General features: G+C 46.7%; 14 protein-coding genes. 13 read left to right on the forward strand and 1 reads right to left on the reverse strand.

Annotated features, from left to right (window positions below):
• Positions 1-74: 74 nt before the first annotated feature.
• A complete protein-coding gene (locus QHH26_02165; GenBank protein MDH7480766.1) occupies positions 75-1,208 on the reverse strand; it encodes a uroporphyrinogen decarboxylase family protein in 1,134 nt (377 codons plus the stop codon).
• Between the two features lie 535 nt (positions 1,209-1,743).
• On the opposite strand from QHH26_02165, the gene aroA reads away from it, so the two are divergent.
• The 13 genes from aroA to lpxC all read left to right on the forward strand — a co-directional run bounded on the left by aroA (position 1,744) and on the right by lpxC (position 18,832).
• Complete coding sequence (aroA, locus tag QHH26_02170) at positions 1,744-3,015, forward strand: 3-phosphoshikimate 1-carboxyvinyltransferase (GenBank protein MDH7480767.1); 1,272 nt, start codon at positions 1,744-1,746, stop codon at positions 3,013-3,015.
• Positions 3,016-3,033: 18 nt separating this feature from the next.
• Positions 3,034-4,161: a chorismate synthase gene (gene aroC / locus QHH26_02175; protein MDH7480768.1), complete on the forward strand. Its 1,128-nt coding sequence runs from the start codon at positions 3,034-3,036 to the stop codon at positions 4,159-4,161.
• A 50-nt stretch (positions 4,162-4,211) separates the two neighbouring features.
• Positions 4,212-5,147, forward strand: coding sequence for an NAD(P)-dependent oxidoreductase (locus QHH26_02180; protein MDH7480769.1), 936 nt, complete (start codon positions 4,212-4,214; stop codon positions 5,145-5,147).
• 1 nt (position 5,148) lies between these two features.
• Positions 5,149-6,288: a 3-dehydroquinate synthase gene (aroB, locus tag QHH26_02185; protein ID MDH7480770.1), complete on the forward strand. Its 1,140-nt coding sequence runs from the start codon at positions 5,149-5,151 to the stop codon at positions 6,286-6,288.
• 225 nt (positions 6,289-6,513) lie between these two features.
• Entirely contained in the window at positions 6,514-7,227 is a 714-nt protein-coding gene (gene lipB / locus QHH26_02190; GenBank protein MDH7480771.1) for a lipoyl(octanoyl) transferase LipB, read from the forward strand.
• A gap of 25 nt (positions 7,228-7,252) precedes the next feature.
• The gene (lipA, locus tag QHH26_02195; GenBank protein ID MDH7480772.1) at positions 7,253-8,065 is read left to right on the forward strand and encodes a lipoyl synthase; all 813 of its coding nucleotides are present in this window, start codon (positions 7,253-7,255) and stop codon (positions 8,063-8,065) included.
• Positions 8,066-8,143: 78 nt separating this feature from the next.
• Positions 8,144-12,664, forward strand: coding sequence for a translocation/assembly module TamB domain-containing protein (locus tag QHH26_02200; GenBank protein MDH7480773.1), 4,521 nt, complete (start codon positions 8,144-8,146; stop codon positions 12,662-12,664).
• A 50-nt stretch (positions 12,665-12,714) separates the two neighbouring features.
• A complete protein-coding gene (locus QHH26_02205) occupies positions 12,715-13,395 on the forward strand; it encodes a sigma-70 family RNA polymerase sigma factor (protein ID MDH7480774.1) in 681 nt (226 codons plus the stop codon).
• A 191-nt stretch (positions 13,396-13,586) separates the two neighbouring features.
• Complete coding sequence (locus QHH26_02210; protein MDH7480775.1) at positions 13,587-15,389, forward strand: FtsQ-type POTRA domain-containing protein; 1,803 nt, start codon at positions 13,587-13,589, stop codon at positions 15,387-15,389.
• 201 nt (positions 15,390-15,590) lie between these two features.
• Complete coding sequence (locus QHH26_02215) at positions 15,591-16,247, forward strand: OmpH family outer membrane protein (protein MDH7480776.1); 657 nt, start codon at positions 15,591-15,593, stop codon at positions 16,245-16,247.
• Between the two features lie 88 nt (positions 16,248-16,335).
• Entirely contained in the window at positions 16,336-16,908 is a 573-nt protein-coding gene (locus tag QHH26_02220) for a hypothetical protein (protein MDH7480777.1), read from the forward strand.
• 41 nt (positions 16,909-16,949) lie between these two features.
• Positions 16,950-17,993 (forward strand): UDP-3-O-(3-hydroxymyristoyl)glucosamine N-acyltransferase, encoded by a 1,044-nt coding sequence (gene lpxD / locus QHH26_02225; GenBank protein ID MDH7480778.1) that lies wholly within the window; start codon positions 16,950-16,952, stop codon positions 17,991-17,993.
• 8 nt (positions 17,994-18,001) lie between these two features.
• Positions 18,002-18,832 (forward strand): UDP-3-O-acyl-N-acetylglucosamine deacetylase, encoded by an 831-nt coding sequence (gene lpxC, locus QHH26_02230; GenBank protein MDH7480779.1) that lies wholly within the window; start codon positions 18,002-18,004, stop codon positions 18,830-18,832.
• The last annotated feature ends 4 nt before the right edge of the window (positions 18,833-18,836 follow it).

Genomic DNA, 18,836 nt, shown 5'->3' on the forward strand with positions numbered 1-18,836 from the left:
GCCATAAAGGGTAACTTCACAAGCCATTGTAAGCGGAGGCGGCCTTCAACAGCAAGTCAGTATATTCTCACTGCTTATGCCAGGATTTGGGAGCGCCCGTGAGTCCGATAGTACCTAAGGCCTTCCACCAGAGTTTTGATATTTTCCCACGGCGTGCCAGGAACGATAGAGCTGGATGCTCCTAGGAAAAGGCCGGTCTTCGGTCCTTTTTCGACCAGCCATGCGATTTCTCGTTTAATGTCTGATGGCTTTCCGAACGGCAGAGTCTTTGTTACTGAGACTCCAGCGATTATTATGAGGTCCGAGCCGTCGCGCGCCTTCATGCGGCAAATACGCTCGTAGTCCATTCCGTCTTCATACTGAAATCCTTGGAAGCCGCGAAGACCAACATCAAGCAAGCGAGGCACCATTTCCATAAGATTGCCATCACAGTGCCAAATAAGGCGAACACCAACCTTAATTAAAGGCTCCAGACAGCGGGCGAAATGCGGAAACCAAAGCCTATCGAGGGTTTCAATGCGAACAAGCGTGCCACGTGAATCCGCCATATCATGGTCCATGCGATAAAGCGGAGGCAGATTACCCTCGACATAAGCTCTTGCAGCTGCTTTATTGTTGAGTAGTGCGAGGTCTGCCTGTAGTGAAAAGTGTTTTTCCATTATCTCTGGATATAAGCCATACGCGGAAAAGTAGTGCACATAGCCGTAGGTTCCATATGCCAAGGTTGGAAAGCTTGCAAACCCATGGCCACTCTTAAGTATGGTGGGACCAAGGCGCTTTTGAATCGCATGCTCTCTTTCAATAATTTGTTTCGAACGTGCGTCCTCGTCAAAACTTGCCACCGCCGCTTGAAGTTTGGGGAAGACAAATTTTTCCATGTGCTCGACTACGGCTTCCGCAGAGTCAATCACCATCCCGTCAACAATCACTTCGTGCGCTCCAGTTGTTGCACCGAGATTGCGATTCTCATAGCCTTTATTGCCCATGGTGAGAGGATTGTCCCAAAGGTATTGGTCTAGTAGGCAAGTACCAATATTTCGCTGCATGGCAAGGTAGGTTTCTTCTGGATTCGCCATATACTCGCCGGGTTCAACGCCAGCAAGGCGTTCGATATGGGAGTGCTCCATAATATGAAGCATCCAGCTTGGAATGCCCTTCGTCGGCTTTTGTAAGATTGTGTCGAGTGCAAGTTGTGCGCTTTGAGCCATTTTCATGCTTTTAGTTTCGTAGATATCAGCTTATCTAGCTTTTGATTTAACTGGCGCTTAAGGCGAACTTTTGGATCATTTCAGCGAATTTTATGAAGGCTTTTCATCTTTTAGTATATTTGGAATGTACTCTAATCGCAAGGTATCTAGTGATAATATCAAGTTAGACATGATTTCCGAACGCAATCGCAAATTGCAAGCATTTGCTAAGTCGGTTGGATGCCTATCACCACATGTTGTAGCTACCCATTAGAGGCTTATTTCGGCGGCATAAGCATAATTGCTTATACAAATTATACAAACTTGCGACTGCTCTTTACGTTTCCAACTTGAGAAAATTGCTCCTAATGGCTGTTATTGCTTGGGCTTCAAGGTGTTTCTCGAATAAATGTTTGTAGCGATAAGCAGTAACTTTCTTGTAACGAGGGGTGAAAAAGTATAAATATTTCACAGCAAGTATTGACATTGCACCTCTGCTTTGTTATACTTAGTGTCCAATTAAAACACGAGGAATTGTATTGCGGAGCACCATGCTTTGAAGCTGGTTATCGAAAAATCAAAGCTTGGAGGCCAAGTACTTATCCCAGCCTCGAAGTCGCATACTATCCGAGCTGTAGCTATTGCCTCGCTTGCACACGGAACTAGTTTTTTGCGAAATCCCCTGTCTTCCTCAGACACGCTTGCGGCTGTAGATGTTTATCGCAGGCTTGGAGCCGATATCACCACAGGTAATGAGTGGATTGTCAAAGGGACAGGCGCAAAGCTTAACATACCTGACGATATTCTCAATGTGGCTAATTCGGGTACAACGCTTCACATATCAATGGGCACTGCGGCGTTAATTGATGGCTACAGTGTGTTCACCGGCGACTCACAAATAAGAAGCAGGCCGTCTGGTCCGTTAGTTGATGCACTTAATCAACTTGGTGCCCAGGCATTTTCGACGCGCGGAAATGGTTGTCCCCCTGTGGTGATAAGAGGACGGATGCAGGGAGGCAAGGTTAATTTAGATGGGAGCAAGAGCTCGCAATATCTTACCAGCCTCTTGATTAACTGCCCACTAGTATCATCAGATACAGAAATTTTTGTTAGCAACGCTGTTGAAACGCCGTATATCGAAATGACGCTTGGTTGGCTAGATGAGCAGGGGATACGCTATGAGCGTGAAGGCTTTGAACGATTCCGTATACAAGGTGGGCAAGAATATCGTGCTTTTGAGAAAGGCATCCCGGGAGATTTTTCCTCTGCGGCATTTTTCCTATGTGCCGCAGCAATAACCAGTTCTGAGCTTACCCTCCTGGGACTTGATATAAATGATTCCCAAGGAGATAAGGCAGTCTTAGATATGCTTAGTAAAATGGGTGCTGAGGTCCAAGTTGTCCAGGAGGGAATTTGTATTCGTGGAGGTGATCTTCAAGGCAAAGAGTTCGACTTAAATGCAACTCCTGATTTGCTCCCGGCAATGGCGGTGACTGCATGCTTCGCACATGGTACGACAAGATTGGTAAATGTTTCTCAGGCGCGGCACAAGGAAACCGACCGAATCAGGGTGATGTGCGAAGAGCTCAGCAAAATGGGTGCGGAAATAAAAGAATTGCCTGATGGCCTTGAGATTGTTGGTAGGCCGCTCCATGGTGCGGTTGTTAATGGGCATAGTGATCATCGAGTCGTAATGGCGCTTGCGGTTGCAGGACTTGCCGCGGAAGGGGAAACAGAAGTTGACACCGCTGAGGCAGTCAGCGTCACATTCCCAAACTTTGTGGAATTGATGCGAGCTGTAGGCGCAAACATAATTAAGAAAGCATAAAATGAGGAGGTATCTATATTGGTAGGAAATACGTTTGGAAGGCTCTTCAGAGTAACAGCGTGTGGAGAGTCCTATGGAGACGCGCTACTCTGTATTGTTGACGGCGTCCCAGCTGGAATGGAGTTGAGCGATTCCGATATTCAAAAGGAGCTCGACCGGCGTCGCCCCGGCCAGTCGCCCATTGATTCTCCACGCAAGGAAACTGACCAGGTCAAGATTGTCGCTGGCTTGCTTGAAGGCAAAACAACAGGTGCCCCAGTGGGCATGATTATTTACAACGTTGATCGCCAGCCCATACATGTTCAACAGTATCGCGATGTAAAAAATCTTATTCGACCAGGTCATGCCGAATACACTTATTTTATTAAGTACGGAGAGTACGCCGACTGGTGTGGCGCAGGTCGTGCGAGCGGCAGAGAGACTTGCATGAGGGTGGCGGCAGGCGCCTTGGCAAAGAAGATTCTCGCAACTGAAGGCATCAAGGTTGTCGGCTACACAAAGGCATGCATGGGGATAGAGGCGAAGAACATTCCGCCTTTTGAGAAGATTGAAGAAGAGGCGCGGAAGAATATAATCGTCTGCCCTGACCAAGAAGCTGCTGAGAAAATGATTGCCCGAGTATTGGAGATTAAAGAGGAAGGCGAGACCGCTGGGGGAATCATTGAAGTTATTGCGCGCGGGGTGCCGCCTGGTCTTGGCGAGCCTGTATTCGACAAGCTTAGCGCATGCCTTGCCCATGCCCTTATGAGCATTGGTGCAATTAAGGGTTTGGAATTTGGAGCAGGGTTCAAAGTTGCTGAGATGAAAGGCTCAGAGTGCAATGATTTCCCATATCTTGATGAAAATGGCCGGGTTCGCTTCCGAACAAACAATGCAGGCGGGATGCTCGGCGGCATTTCGAATGGCGAGGATATCGTTGCACGCCTTGCGGTGAAGCCAACGCCCACTGTCTCTGTCGCCCAGCCCTCAATTGATATGGAGAAAATGGAGGAAACAACTCTTGGGGCGATAACGCGGCGAGACCCGACGCTTCTATCGCGCATTATTCCAGTCGCTGAGGCTATGATGGCAATTACGTTGGTCGACCATCTGATGATGTGGCGTGGCTATGATAGCCTTCAGAAGTTCGAACATAAGTGGAAATAAAGTTTAATACGATTGCGCTGTAAGGTATCACAATCCGGCAAGGCGTGCTCATGAGGATAGCAGTAATAGGCGGAACTGGGCATATCGGGCGGTTTCTGTGCGGCATGCTCCTGAAAAATGGACATGAGCTTGTTATTATTCACTCAGGAAGGACGCCTGTTCGTGATCCGGAAATTGCAGAGAAGTCGCTTGTTGTTACTTTGCGGTACCATGATATGTTGGCGGATGGAACCTTTGCATCTCTCATAGCCGACCAACATATCGAGGTAGTCATTGATATTTTGCAGGGTGACATTCAGCGAGTATATGCCGATTGCCTAAGCACCAAAGTTGAGCATCTGATTGCTTGTGGTTCAGTTTGGATGTACGGACGGCCAAAAGTCGTGCCAACTCCGGAAGTAGCGCAAACCGAGTGTCCGTTCGAAGGTTACCGCCGGCGATATGCAGAGTTACTCGCCACCATTGAAGTAGCTCGGCAGGATGGCATACCTGTAACGGCAATAATGCCGCCGAATATTTGTGGGCCAGGAAAAGTGCCACTGGAGTGCAGTGGCGGCCGCTCAATCGAAGTCCACAAAGCCCATCGGCGCGGTGAACCAGTAATCTTGCCTTTTCCAGGCACAAATCTTATTGGGCCCTGCGACGCAGAAGACGTCGCCCAGGGTTTCTTGTGCGCTGTGGAAAATAGAAGAGCGGCGGCATTTGAGATATTTAATGTGGGTTCTGCTTATGCTCTGACGGCGGAGAAGTTCGTAAAAACCTATGAAGAAATTTATAAAACAACTATCCCAATCGAATACGTAAGCCCTGAGATATACGCCAGGGACATATCGCCCAGTATCAGTGCAAATTTCCATTTCCTCGAACACATGTGCCCTGATATCTCGAAGATATCTTCCAGATTGGGATATAAGCCATTATATACGCCGGAAGAAACAATGGAACGGGCAGTCAAATGGATGAATGACGAAGGATTTTTTGATTGAAATGGCCAATGCGATTAAGTTGCAAATTAAGCTTGGCGAACGCAGCTATGATATACATATCTCCTACGGTCTTCTCGACAAGGCTGGAGAGCTAATCGCCTCCGTTTGCAAAGGCAAAAAGGCGGCAATCGTTACAAATCCTAAAGTTGGCAGCCTGTATGCTGGTCGCCTAGCAGATAGTCTCAATGTGGCAGGCGTTGAGTCTCATATAATCACCATTCCTGCTGGCGAGCGCTATAAGAACCTTAACACTGTCCAGAGAGTTTATAACCGCTTGCTAGACTGCCGAATTGACCGCACCGGTATGGTAATTGGCCTCGGGGGTGGCGTTATTGGAGACCTTGCGGGTTTCGTCGCCGCAACATACCTCCGAGGCGTAGATTTTGTTCAGGTCCCAACCTCACTGCTTGCACAGGTGGATGCTAGCGTTGGTGGAAAGGTTGGCGTTGATTTGCCCCGGGGCAAGAACCTTGTTGGAGCATTCTACCAACCGAAAATAGTCATCATTGATACAGCAACTTTGTCTACCCTTCCTCCAAGAGAGCTCCGCACTGGCCTAGCCGAAATAATCAAACATGGGATAATTCTTGATAGTAGCTATTTTTCTTTTGTCGAAGCCGAACTGCCCATGATTAAGCGTCTGGAGCCAGAGTCAATTATGCGTGCGGTAGCTGGTTCGTGCCAAATCAAAGCTCGTGTCGTTGAGCAAGATGAGCGCGAATCTGGCTTGCGGGCAATACTTAACTTTGGCCATACGGTTGGTCATGCTTTAGAAGCGATTACTGGCTATAAGACATATAGACACGGCGAGGCCGTCGCTATTGGGATGGTTACAGCAACTATTATCTCTGCGAAGATGGGTCTTATTGACAAGCAAGTAGTTGATGCGATTTCAAAAGTAATTCAAAAAGCAGGTTTGCCATTAAAACCGAGGGATGAAATTAGCAGTTCGAATCTTTTAGAGGTAATGAAACTTGACAAGAAGGTTATCCAAGAGCGACTAAGATTTGTGCTTATCAAAGGCATCGGGTCTGCTTTTGTCTCGGATGAGGTAACGCCAAAAGTATTGATGGACGCACTTGAAGAACAAAAGAGGCTTTCTGCGAAAGGCTCGAGTTTAGGGAAAAATGAACAATCTTAAGCAATGCCTAGTTGAACTAGCAGCGGCAACTTGGCTAATTATTGTAGCCGTTTATTTTGTTGCTGGTTACTTTTTCTAGATAAGGTAATTAATGATTACCCTCTGCCATCATTCTCCATTCTCCCCTAATATATTTTTGCTCTAATCTTGGTCTTCCTTGACGCATATACTGGCCCTAGCCTATACTGGTCGTAAGACAGGAAAAGAACCTGCGAGGCAATGCAAATGTCTGAACTATGGTGCGTAGATCTTGGTCGGATTGGCTATTCCTCATGTTTATCAATACAGTACAAGCTTGCCAAACTCAGGGCTGAAGGCTTAATAGAAGATACGCTTCTCTTGCTGGAACATGATCCCGTTATCACATTCGGAAGATCGGGTGGGGAAGAAAGCCTCCTTGTTCCGATAGAAAAAATCAAAGAAGCTGGAATCGAGATATTTTATACTGACCGTGGTGGCGATGCTACCTACCATGGTCCTGGCCAACTTGTCGGCTATCCAATCTTTAATTTGGGACAACATGGCAAGGATGTTCACTTATTTCTTCGCAATATTGAACGCTCGGTTATGGATTGCCTTTCGGATTTTGGCATTTCTTCGCAAGCTGTTCCCGGATACACCGGCGTGTGGGTCGGCGATGAAAAAATATGCTCGATAGGGATTGCGGTTCGCAGATGGATTAGCTACCATGGTTTTGCTTTAAATGTAAGTCCTAACTTTGACCACTGGGCTCTGCTTCATCCTTGTGGGCTCGTCGGCCGGAGGGTAACGTCTATCGAACGTTTGCTCGGCAAACCTATAAGCATGCAATCAGTGAAAGATGTTATTGTGAGTAGGTTTGCACAAGTTTTCGGTATAAAGCCTACGCAAATAGATAAAAAAACGCTCTTCGACAGAATTGCAGCTGAGGAACATGAATATGAGCAGTGGGCTTCCTGAATGGCTCACCGTAAGATTACCCGATATGCGTGTTTTTGAGGATATGGTCGAGTACCTGAAATCCCTTGGCATTCATACAGTTTGCCAAAGTGCAGGTTGCCCGAATATTGGTGATTGTTTTACAAGGCGCACAGCGACATTTATGATTCTTGGCAATATCTGCACGCGAAATTGTGGGTTTTGCGGCGTCCAAAGCGGTGAGCCAAGCCCTGTAGATCCAGATGAGCCAAAACGAGTTGCCGAGGCAGCGGCAGGCCTGGGATTGGCGTATGTAGTAGTTACTTCAGTTACGCGCGACGACTTGAGAGACGGAGGTGCTTCGCATTTTGCTAAAACTATCCGCCAAATCAAGTCAGCCATCCCACAGGCTAAAGTCGAGGTGCTCATACCTGATTTTAAGGGTGATGAAGAAGCATTGGCTCATGTGCTTGACGCAGGCCCACTTGTGATTAATCACAATGTCGAAACTGTTCCCCGTTTATATCCTACTGTTCGTCCTCAAGCAGATTACAAGCGGTCGCTTAGACTTCTTGAAACCGCTGGGAAGTTCAATTCGTCTATATATAAGAAATCCGGCTTTATGGTAGGACTTGGGGAATCGGAAGCTGAGATTATTGATTTGCTTAAAGACCTTCGTGACGTAGGTTGTGACTTTGTGACCATTGGTCAGTATCTCAGGCCATCGAAGAAAAATCTTCCGGTTGTAGAATACGTCCATCCTGCGAAATTTGAGGAATATAAAGCAATCGGAGAAAGCATGGGCTTCCGGTATGTCGCCGCAGGGCCGTTTGTTCGAAGTTCCTACCATGCTGCGGACCTTTTCTCGCATGCTGAATGAAAGCAGTCGCCAGTCATAACTTCTCGCGATGCCGAGAGGTTGATCAGGTGCTTAAATAAAGGATAGCTTTTCGAGTTCATGGGCAGGATTAAACGTATCAGCTTATTAGTAATACTTGCGCCGGTTATTCTGATGGCCGCAGTTTGTGCGGCATTTTTCATAAGCCGACCGTATGTTGCCTCGGAGATTGTCAGACAGGCAGTTGTTGCCATTGCTTCACAGCATATAAGTACAAAGGTAACTATCGGTAGCTTTCATGTCTCTCCGACGGGCAAGATACTTCTAGAGGATGTGAAAATCCTTGATCCCCAGAATGGCCTACCCATCCTAAGTGCCAGCCGCGTAAATATTAAATTCAGGTTTTTAGATCTTATTCTCCGCCGGGTTAATCCCATAAAAAGCATTCAGTCTGTCGATGTTATATCTCCACGCTTCTATTTTCGGCGAGGGAAAGACGGACGCTGGAATATTGCGAATCTCTTTAAACCTATCAAGCCAACTGCTCCATTTGAGGGTATAGTAAAAATTCAATCAGGCCGCCTGACCACCCAAGACCTAGCACACGATCCAAATGTAGCTTACGTAAATAAGTTCCGCTCCATCAATGCAGTCGTTGATTTTTCGAAACATCCGGTGGCTGCATTTGTCGCTTCTGCTGTTGGCGAAGGCGACCACGTTGGAAAGATACACCTGGAGGGCAAGTATAATTTAGGCAATCGTTCATTCAAAGCCGAGCTTAATGCCGCGAACTTAAATGCAAAATTTTGGTCTTCTTATCCAAAGCGCCTGAAATTCATGAAAGTTCTTTCAGGTTCGGTTAATGCTTTTTTAGTTCTCAATCGAAAGAAAGACCAGCCATTGAACTATCATATAGCGCTAGACCTCAAGGATGCAAAAGTCAATTTTTCAAAAATCAAAAAATCTATAGAAAAAATAAACGGCAGGCTCTTAATTGAGAATGGCACGGTTGATATGGATTTGAACTCTAGAATTGGGGCTACGCGTTTTACCGTTTTCGGCAGTGTGATTGGCTTCAAGCATCCTAGACTTTCTCTTGACTTTCGCTCAGATTGTGCCAACCTCCGAGAATTCTCGCATTTCTTGAAAAACTCTAATATTCTCTCCAAACTCAACATCCCCTCTAGCGGCATTTGCCATTTGGTTGCTATTGGGCCCGCTCGTAATCCCGAAATAAGCTTTGAAGTAAACACCCCATATTTAGGTTACAGGCAGTGGCGTGCCACCAATTTTCATGTGATTGGGGTTTACAAGCGCGGGCATATTAACCTTGCCAAGGCAGAGGGCAAGGCTTATGGGGGAAGGTTGATTGCTCGAGGGCATATCTGCACTTCCGGTAAGCCATCAGTTAGCTTGGTAGGCAAGGCAACAGGTGTAAAGCTAGCACAAGTCCCCTCACTCCAAGGCCGTGGGTTGGCGGCCTCATCTAATGGTCACTTTAAAGCACATTGGGCTTCCGATTTTGTTCAGATTGACTATCAAGGTTCTCTCGCATCTGGGAGCTTCCGAGGCTTCCATTTTGACGACGGGGCTGCTTCAATTAGGTATCAGAATGGTCAATTTGAAATTAACGAGGTCAGCGCTCGCGTTATGGGTGGACTTGTGAGCGTTTCTGGAAAGATAGCAGAAGACGGTACGCTCAACCTTGATGTTTCATCTGCTGACATTGACCTTGCCAAATTTGCGCGAAAGTACTGGCGGAAGCCAACTGTGGGACGAATGTATCTAATGGGCAGGCTCACCGGCACCGTGGAAAATCCATTGTATGAAGGCAAGGTAATTGCACAACCAGTGGCGGTGTCTGGCTACCAGGCCGAACGGATAGAGGCCCAAGTGACCGCCGGGCGCTGCCTATTGAGCTTGCATGACTTAGTGATTCATCAGTGGCCAGGAAGGATAACTATTTCTGGCTCGGTAGCCCAGCCGTTAGAAAGAGCGCGGTCATTAAATCTCACAGCAAAGGCAGACTCAATAGACATTCGGCAATTGGTGCATCCATCAAGTAAATTGGGCGAGATGAGCGGCCTTCTTTCTGCTGATGTTTCTATTACAAACCTTGGTGCCGCGCCCGCATTTTCCGGAGACTTGTGGATTGAGAATGGGCGGATTCATAACCATATTCTTGATTTGGCACGTGCAAAAATATATTACGCCGGCGATACACTTGCGCTTAAAGAAGTCAGTATCCATTCGGGCAAGGCTTCGCTAAAAGCAGACGCAAGTTATACAAGCAATGAGGGCATCAGAGTTGCCTTTAGCGGCGAAGGTTTTCAGCTTGCTGATATCATTAAGTCATCCGGTAAGTATCCAAGTGTTTCCGGTTTAGTGAACTTCCAAGGCACTGCTAACGGAACAATTGAGCAACCTCGACTTGACCTAGTCTTGAACGGGAGCGACATTAAAATAGACGGCGAGCCCTTTAAGCAGTTCGCAGGCAATGTGAAAATATCAGAAGGCAAGCTATCGGCAACCAACCTAATGCTAACCGACGGCGACTCGTCAATCAAATTCCCAGTTCTAGAATACCGGCGTGATGAGGGCTCACTGCACGTGGATGCGGCTATAAAAGATTTATCTTTTTCGAAATTTCTTTCAATAGCCAAAAGAAATCTCGCTATCTATGCTCCCAAAGGAAGAATAAACCAACTGATATACAAGTTCTCAAGCAACCCGCCGGGCCTCGTTACAGGGCGGGTAGAGGGAAATCTGAAACTTATTGGAGGCCTTAAGCCAAACTTGCATTGTGAGGGTACATTTTCAAACCCCAAGGCTGAAACAGGACAAATTCATACTGTAAACCTTAAGGGGTCATGTATTGATGACATATTAGCTGTTAACGAGTTTGAGGCAGTTAGCGACGAGGCCGTTATCTCCGGCAAAGCAAGTATTGGACCAGCTGACTCACTGCATCTTAACCTTGATGCACACGGTTTGAATTTGACCGACCTGTCCCATTGGCTTAAACTTCCGCATAACATTTCAGGCACCGCAGACGTAACAATAGTTGCAGGTGGAACTACCTCTCGACCGGTAGGGCAGGCGTCTGTCGATATCATAAATCCCATAATAGGAAATACAAAATTTGACCAATTGAGGCTTCGTTTGTCAACAGGCGAACACAATATGCCAGCACAACAAGTTAATATTGATGAACTGACACTTGTTCTTAATCAAAAGGAAGTTACGGCATCCGGTTTTATCCCGGTAAGCTGGCGACCGCTGAGCATTCCGGAGGATGACGCACTCTCTCTCAAATTGGTATTTGATAACGCAGGACTTGATCTCCTACCCGGCTTTGTGAGTTCTGTCGAGAAGAATAGCATGGGAGGAATTCTTGCTGGGTCAGTGCTTATCAATGTACCTGCAGGCGGAGGTAAACTAAAAACACCTACTCTCCAGGGTGATTTGACTTGGACAAAGGGAACAATTCGGTTTTCACAGCTAGATACCTCTTTTCAAGACATAGATATGCATTGTGTTTTAAAAGGCGATGAGCTTGTTATCGAAAAATGCACTGGCGCTTCTGCCAAAGGCGGAGGCTTTGATGTTGGCGGAAGCATTAAATTTACTGAGCTTAATCCTACGCTTGATTTGCTTGTGCATACAAACTCACTAGGTTTATCTGAGAAAAACTTATCTAATGAATATGGAGAAAGCATTCGATGCAAGCTTGATTCGACATTAAAAATAACAGGTGATTGGCGAAAACCGCTAGTAGCTGGCGACATAGCTGTTAAAGACGGCTCAATTGATATTGCTGGGAAGGCGGAAAAATCAAAGGGCGAGAGAAAGCAATCAGTTGATCCTACATTCTCCGTTGTTGTTGATATATCGAAGAGTGTTGAGCTCAGGAGTAGCCGTATTAAAACGCCGCTTTTGGGCCGCTTAAACATTGCCGGTTCGTTGTCAAAGCCGTTAGTCGATGGTCAGGCCAACCTCACAGATGGAATTATTATGTTCCCTATGCATACGTTTAAAATTCTGCCTGGCAGTACCATGAGATTGCGGATTCATCCCAGTGAGCCGCCGAGTGTTATGATTGACGTACGAGCACAAACGCGGCTGATGGCACTAACAGGGCTTGGCAGACGGAAGCGATATACGGTAACTATGGAAGTAAGTGGCCCGTGGGACAACCTTCAGCCGAGATTTACCGCATCACCGCCGGATTTATCGGAACAGAGAATACTTGCAATGGTCACGGGACAACAGAGCATAGAGCAGATTTTCGGCGATGGTCAGCGGCGGAACATAGGTGAGCAGCTGTCAGGATTATTCTCGGCGGCAATGATGCCAACAGTATTGGGCTCTATTGGCGACGTCGTTGGCGAGGCTTTAGGGTTTGAGGAATTTACGCTTGAAATGGGTTATAAAGAGCCATTGCAACTTAGCATTAGCGAACAACTTCTGGATGGTCTTTACCTAAACTACTCGTCTACTTTGGGCGCTAGGCCTGATTATGCCGATAGCCAATACCAATTTAAACTTTCTTATCGATTGCCGAAAGGCGTTGAATTGGGGTTGTCAACAAACGAGCGCAAGCAATCCGAAATCACCGTAGAAGGCAAGATGAAGTTCTGATAATAAAGAGGATAATTCGCCAGTAAGGAGAAACAGTTATTCTAAGAGGGTTGAAAGGGAGAATAAAAACGTTATATGCATCCTCAGCGCTGGAATTACAGGATGAATCGTTCAGGTTTTTGACGCTTTTAAGGCACAATCGAGAAGCCAATGAACCTGAGCCTTCATCCCAGCAGGATACTCTAGCTAGCGAAGGTCTCCCCGATTTTGAAACTGTGCTGAGATTATATCATAAGAAAGTTTTTAGTCTGATATACCGTTTGGTTGGAGATATGGAGGAAGCTTCGGATCTCACACAGGAAACATTCGTCAAGGCGTATCGGGCTTATCCAAAGTTTCGAGGTTCAGCTGAAGCAGTCTTCCCGTGGCTTTGCCAGATAAGCGTTAACAGCTGCAAAAATAAATTTCGGGAAATAAACCGCCGAGAGAGATATGAATGGCGCTCGCTCGATGAACCGGTGACAATAGAGGAAGAGCAAGTTTTTTCAGAAATCGAAGACAGTGCTGGCGACCCATCGAGGGTTATAGAAAAGCGGGAGCTTGAGAAGAAAGTCCAAGAATCAATACAACAGCTGCCGCCCGAGTATCGCACAGTTATAGTTTTGCGTGACATGCACGGCCTGAGCTATCAAGAGGTCGCAGAAGCGTTGGGGATAAGCGTGGAATTGGTGAAAGTGAGGCTTTTCAGGGCGCGTGAAATCATTAGGAGACGGTTGGCGCCATACCTTTAATTGGGGGAGTGACTCTTTAATTTTTGTCATTTCAAAGCTTATTTTGCTTTTCAAGCCGCTTGCAGAAAACTCAGCTTTTAGAGTATGTTAGAAGAGTATTTGCAAATGCAAATACTCTTAGGTTGGCAGATTATTGGGACATGTTTTGCCAGGTTTTAAAGCGAACACAGTAGGAGGAGGATAAATTTAACATGTTTCTGAAAATGTGGCTTCCAAAAGTTTTAATAATATTGCTGATCGCTTGCATGTTCATCCCCCAGATTGCATTTGCTCAGGAGAAGCAGATAACGGAAATTGTAGTTACCGGAAACGATCGCATATCCAAGGACGCGATTCTTGCAGCCATAAGCTTAAAGCCAGGCATGGCTTTCTCCGAAAGTGAAGTGCAGGCTGCAAGGGATGCTATTCAGAACATGGGTTACTTCGAGCGTGTGACTGTTGGCACGGAATCTGTAGATAGCGGCGTCAAGGTTATATTCAGCGTTGTTGAAAATCCTGTCGTCAAAGAAATCAAAATCACTGGCAACACCGCTATTCCGACGGAGAAGATTCTCAGCCTTATGAGGACCTCAGTCGGTAGCGTGCTTAATATCAATACGCTCGAACAGGATATTGAGGCAATTAGGAAATATTACACCGAGAAGCGCTACATCGCGACGGTAACGGAACAAGTGGGCATAGATCCAGCCACCGGGGTGCTGACCATTCCAATTCAGGAAGCACGGGTGGAAGCAATCAAAATTGTCGGCAACAAGAAAACAAAGACATACGTTATCCTGCGTGAAATGAAGCTCAAGCCTGGCGATGTTTTCAACGGCGACGTTCTCGCCAAGGACATCATGCGGATTTACGACCTTGGATTTTTTGATCGCGAAAGCCCAGAGCCTTATAGGCTTGAAGCTGGGTCTGATGTAGATAAAGTTGTTGTTATAATCCCCGTCAAAGAACTTAAAACAGGAGAGGTTTCGCTTGGCGTGGGCTATAGTTCGAAAACAGGTCTCGTTGGCCAGGCAAGAGTATCGGAGAGTAATTTCAGGGGACGCGGGCAAGCTGTAAGCATACTTGGCGAAGTTGGTGGGAGCGACAACGGGAATAGCTACGAGGTAAGTTTCTACGAACCCTGGCTTGATGCCAAACATACTTCTTTAGGGGTGAATGTTTACAGCAAATTCCTCTATAGATTTTCATCTAACGTCTTTGGTGTCAATGGTGATGATGAATATGACGAACGTCGGAAAGGAGGAAGCGTTACCCTTAGCAGGCCACTAAGCGAAGTCAGCAGAGGATTTGTTACATTAAGAAGTGAATCCGTAGATATCCCCGAGTTTTCAACACTTCCTGCTACTGTGTTTCGAGACGGAACAGTAACAAGCGGCACGTTGCGTCTAACGAATGATTATCGAGACTCTGTTATCGAGCCTTTCACTGGAAATTACATTTCTTACGCAGTTGAGCTTGGAAAGGCAGACCTAGATGCTGTCGCGTCCGCTGTTCCGCCTTTGTCGGCAAGCAACTCGACATTTGCGAAATATAGCATTGATTTCAGGCGCTATATTAGCAAAGGAGGTCCCCGAACCGACGTTTCAGAACAGCGCAGAGTATTAGCCATTAGATTGATGGCTGGCAGTCTAAGCGGAGATGTGCCATTCTTCGAACAGTACTTTGTAGGTGGAGCGGAAACACTCCGCGGCTACAGAGAAGACCGGTTTTGGGGGAAAAATATGTTTCTCCTAAGCACTGAGTATAGGTTCCCGCTTGCTCCGAGTCTTAAAGGAGTGGCTTTTGTGGACTACGGCGATGCGTGGGGCGCAGACGAACAGTTCTTAAATATAAATCTGTTTGGCACTGAATTTGCTCAGCATAAGGATTTTTCTCCCAAGGTAGGCTATGGTGTAGGTATTCGAGTAGTTACTCCGATAGGGCTACTCCGTTTGGACTATGGGTTTGGCGACGAAGGCTCTCGGGCGCACTTCAGCATAGGACATGCGTTTTAATCGACTGAGTCTAAAGAGTTGGGGCAGGAGAAGCACTGCACATTATAGTTAACTGAAACGCAATTAATTATCACCTTCAAAGGATTTTTGCTTATAGGTTGTCGATGTTGTGGGGCGTCTGTTATAATCTCAACGCCCTCGGATTACAATAAAAAGCCCTTCAGGGGTAGGGTCGAAATTCATTATAGAAGGAGTATTCATATGCCAACGTTACGCAATATTACAACAATCGCCATTGTGGCAAGCCTCATTATTTGTGCTGTGACTGTGGCAATCGCTGCAGATGCGAAAGCCGCAATGCAGTTCGGCACAGTGGATATCGAGAAAGCTTACGCTGGTTACCAGAAGAGTGCCCAAATCAAGGATGAGCTCAAAGCAGCTTATGATAAAGCAAATCTCAAACTCGACCTGATGAAAGCCAACAAGCTTCTCACTTCAGAAGAGATTGCTGAGTTGGTGGAGCTGAGTACAAAAGACAAGCAGACCGAAGCTGACAAGGCAAGAATAAACGCTCTCCTAGATGCCTCCAAGAAGCGCGACCAAGAGATGCAGATGCTTGAGCAGAAACAGGACGCGTCGGATGCAGAGAAGGCAAGGCTTCAGCAGCTTATCGAACAGCGCAAGAATTCGGAAGAAGCTTACAAGAAATCATTTGAAACTTTGCAGAAAGAGCTCACCAACAAAGAGAATGAGCTACTTAGCGCGGCGAAGAAAGATATTGTAGATGCCGTCGCTGCTGTGGCAAAGGAAAAGGGTATCTCAATAGTATTCAACCGAAGCATTGGATTGGCGGATTTCATAATCTATTCTGCTGTGGATATCACTGACGACGTAATTAAGAAGCTAAACAAGAAGTAAAACAATGCAAGCATTCGTGGCAATTGGTCTCCTGTTTCCCATCTTGTTGCTATGCGGTGGGTGCGGAATTTGTCCGCGGGAGGCTGGATTGAACCAAGAAAAAGAAAAGCACACGACTCAACTGTCAGCAGGAAAATTTGCAGAGAAGCCAGGCATTGGGCATCAGCTACCACGTCGACGATGCATATCTCCGATTGGTACGCCTGCCAGCGTGGATATCGGCGATTTTTCGTGGGCAAAACCAAATTACAGCGTATCAGACGATATCATGAGGCGAATCGAAGCCATGGAATCTGTGAGGCACGATAACGAGAAAGTGGTGGTTGCCAGTTTAGCCTCGCCGACGGTTCCGCAGGGCGGCGGCCAAGCAGAATCGGATTTTGCTGACAAACCAATCTCCGAACACATTTTTGCTGGACAGCAAAAATGTGCTGATATTCTCAATTGCCGCATTCGGGTAAGGGTTCTGAAAGTGCAGTTGGCTGATGCAAATCCCCTCACAGAGTCGATGCTTCGCCGGAAATTAAAGGAAGCAGAATCCCAGTTAGAGGCTATTTTGGGTGCATCACAGAGCAATAGTGGGTACGAAGCATTAGTGGTGGGAGACGAACGGAATAGCCAAAGCACGATTGGTAGCGCAATGCCGGTATCGGTCAGATAATACGCATCCATGTTGCATAGGGACAGCGGTGAATCGGAACCATGGAAAACAGCATGGTTACCAAAACTCTGAAAGAGCTTGCCGAGCTGGTTGGTGGCGAGGCAAGCGGCGATCTTAATACCATCATTACTGGTGCAGCGGACATCTCCGATGCTGTGGAAGGTGATATTGTCTTTGCGGAGAGTCCTAAGCTAATGGTCGAGGCTGAGAAATCCGCAGCATCAGCAATAATAACAAGCTTTGGAATCCCTGGCGATTCCAAGCCAGTAATCAGAGTACAAAATCCTAGATATGCTTTCGCTCGCGTTCTAGAGGCATTTTCTCCGGTAGCGGAGCGTGAGATTGGCATTCATCCCTCTGCTTATGTTGGGCAGAATGTTACAATTGGCGAAAGGGTATCTGTTGGCTTCAATGCTTATATAGGAAATGACGTTGTTTTGGGGAATGACGTCACAATTCGCCCATTCGCCTATGTAGGGAATTCTGTTAACATTGGCGACGGATGCACAATTCATCCATTTGTTTCAATCTATGACGGCGTAACAATTGGTAATAGAGTGATTATTCATTCAGGTTCCGTGATTGGCGCTGATGGGTTTGGCTATACAAGAGTCGGCGATACACACTACAAAATCCCACAAATCGGAACTGTCATTATCTGCGACGATGTCGAGATTGGCGCAAATGTTACGATTGACAGGGCTAGAACTGGCAAGACAGAAATAGGTCGCGGCACGAAAATAGATAATCTGGTACAGATAGGGCACAACTGTAGCATCGGGGAAAATTGCATTATAGTGGCTCAGGTTGGACTATCTGGAAGCATTACTGTTGGCAACCGCGTAATCCTTGCAGGGCAAGCAGGTTTGAAGGATCACATAACAATTGGCGATGATGCAATTATATGTGCTCGTTCAGGTGTTATTGGAGATATTCCCCCGGGGGCATTTGTTTCTGGCTATCCGGCGCGGTCCCACAAAGAGCAGTTGCGGATAGCTGCGGCTACTCAAAAGCTTCCCGAGCTTGCAAAATTGGTTCAAGAGCTTGAGAAGCGAATAAAGGCGCTTGAAGAACAATCTAAATAGGGGCCGGGATGCACCAATCAACTTTGAAAACCAGCGTTGGAATCGAAGGAATTGGTCTTCATACCGGCGAACCATGCCAGCTGACCATATTTCCTGCACCGGCAAACACTGGTATTATATTTGTGACTCCCAATGGAGAGGTTGCCGCAGTTGCGGAGAACGTTGAATCAACAAATAGAGGTACGACTCTCCGAAAGGGGGCAGCTCAGGTTCATACGGTCGAGCATTTACTTTCAGCTTTCGCAGGAATGCAGATAGATAATGCCATCGTGCAGGTAGTCGGGCCAGAGGTTCCTTCTGTTGATGGCAGCGCTCTACCATTTGTTGAACTTATCGAAAGTGCAGGCATCGAACCGCAATCTGCTGAGGTGGTGCCAATCCGAGTAGAGGATACGGTGTGGATTGGGAAAGAAAATACGCACGTGATTGCACTTCAAAATGCAAATTATCGGGTAACTGGGATTATTTCCTTTTCCCACCCCATGATTGGCGAGCAAACGATAGATTTACAAGTCGAACCAGAGATTTTCAAGCGAGAGGTAGCTCCGGCAAGGACATTCTGCACCGAAGAAGAGATTGAGGCAATACTTTGTAGCGGTTTGGGGAGAGGTGGAACATTGGCAAATGTGGTAATAGTAAAAGAGAAAGAGTATTCCACTTCTCTTCGTTTTCGAGATGAGTTTGTAAGGCATAAGGTGTTGGATTTAATCGGCGACCTGTATCTTGTTGGAGGCAGGTTGGCCGCTCATGTCATAACCATCAAAGCCGGCCATGCTTTGCATGCCGCCCTGGCCGGCAGAATTAGACAATCGTGGGCAAGGCGGCGGCAAGGAGGGTGATATT

The organism is Armatimonadota bacterium (assembly GCA_029907255.1).
In the GTDB taxonomy this organism is placed as follows: Bacteria; Armatimonadota; UBA5829; order DTJY01; family DTJY01; genus JAIMAU01.

Excerpts from the sequence above, each read along its gene's own strand:
- QHH26_02165 (MDH7480766.1), bottom strand. The coding sequence starts at position 1,208 with ATGGCTCAAAGCGCACAACTTGCACTCGACACAATCTTACAAAAGCCG.
- QHH26_02210 (MDH7480775.1), top strand. The coding sequence starts at position 13,587 with ATGTTTCTGAAAATGTGGCTTCCAAAAGTTTTAATAATATTGCTGATC.
- QHH26_02180 (MDH7480769.1), top strand. The coding sequence starts at position 4,212 with ATGAGGATAGCAGTAATAGGCGGAACTGGGCATATCGGGCGGTTTCTG.
- lipB (MDH7480771.1), top strand. The coding sequence starts at position 6,514 with ATGTCTGAACTATGGTGCGTAGATCTTGGTCGGATTGGCTATTCCTCA.
- QHH26_02215 (MDH7480776.1), top strand. The coding sequence starts at position 15,591 with ATGCCAACGTTACGCAATATTACAACAATCGCCATTGTGGCAAGCCTC.
- lpxD (MDH7480778.1), top strand. The coding sequence starts at position 16,950 with ATGGAAAACAGCATGGTTACCAAAACTCTGAAAGAGCTTGCCGAGCTG.
- QHH26_02200 (MDH7480773.1), top strand. The coding sequence starts at position 8,144 with ATGGGCAGGATTAAACGTATCAGCTTATTAGTAATACTTGCGCCGGTT.
- lipA (MDH7480772.1), top strand. The coding sequence starts at position 7,253 with ATGCGTGTTTTTGAGGATATGGTCGAGTACCTGAAATCCCTTGGCATT.
- lpxC (MDH7480779.1), top strand. The coding sequence starts at position 18,002 with ATGCACCAATCAACTTTGAAAACCAGCGTTGGAATCGAAGGAATTGGT.
- aroB (MDH7480770.1), top strand. The coding sequence starts at position 5,149 with ATGGCCAATGCGATTAAGTTGCAAATTAAGCTTGGCGAACGCAGCTAT.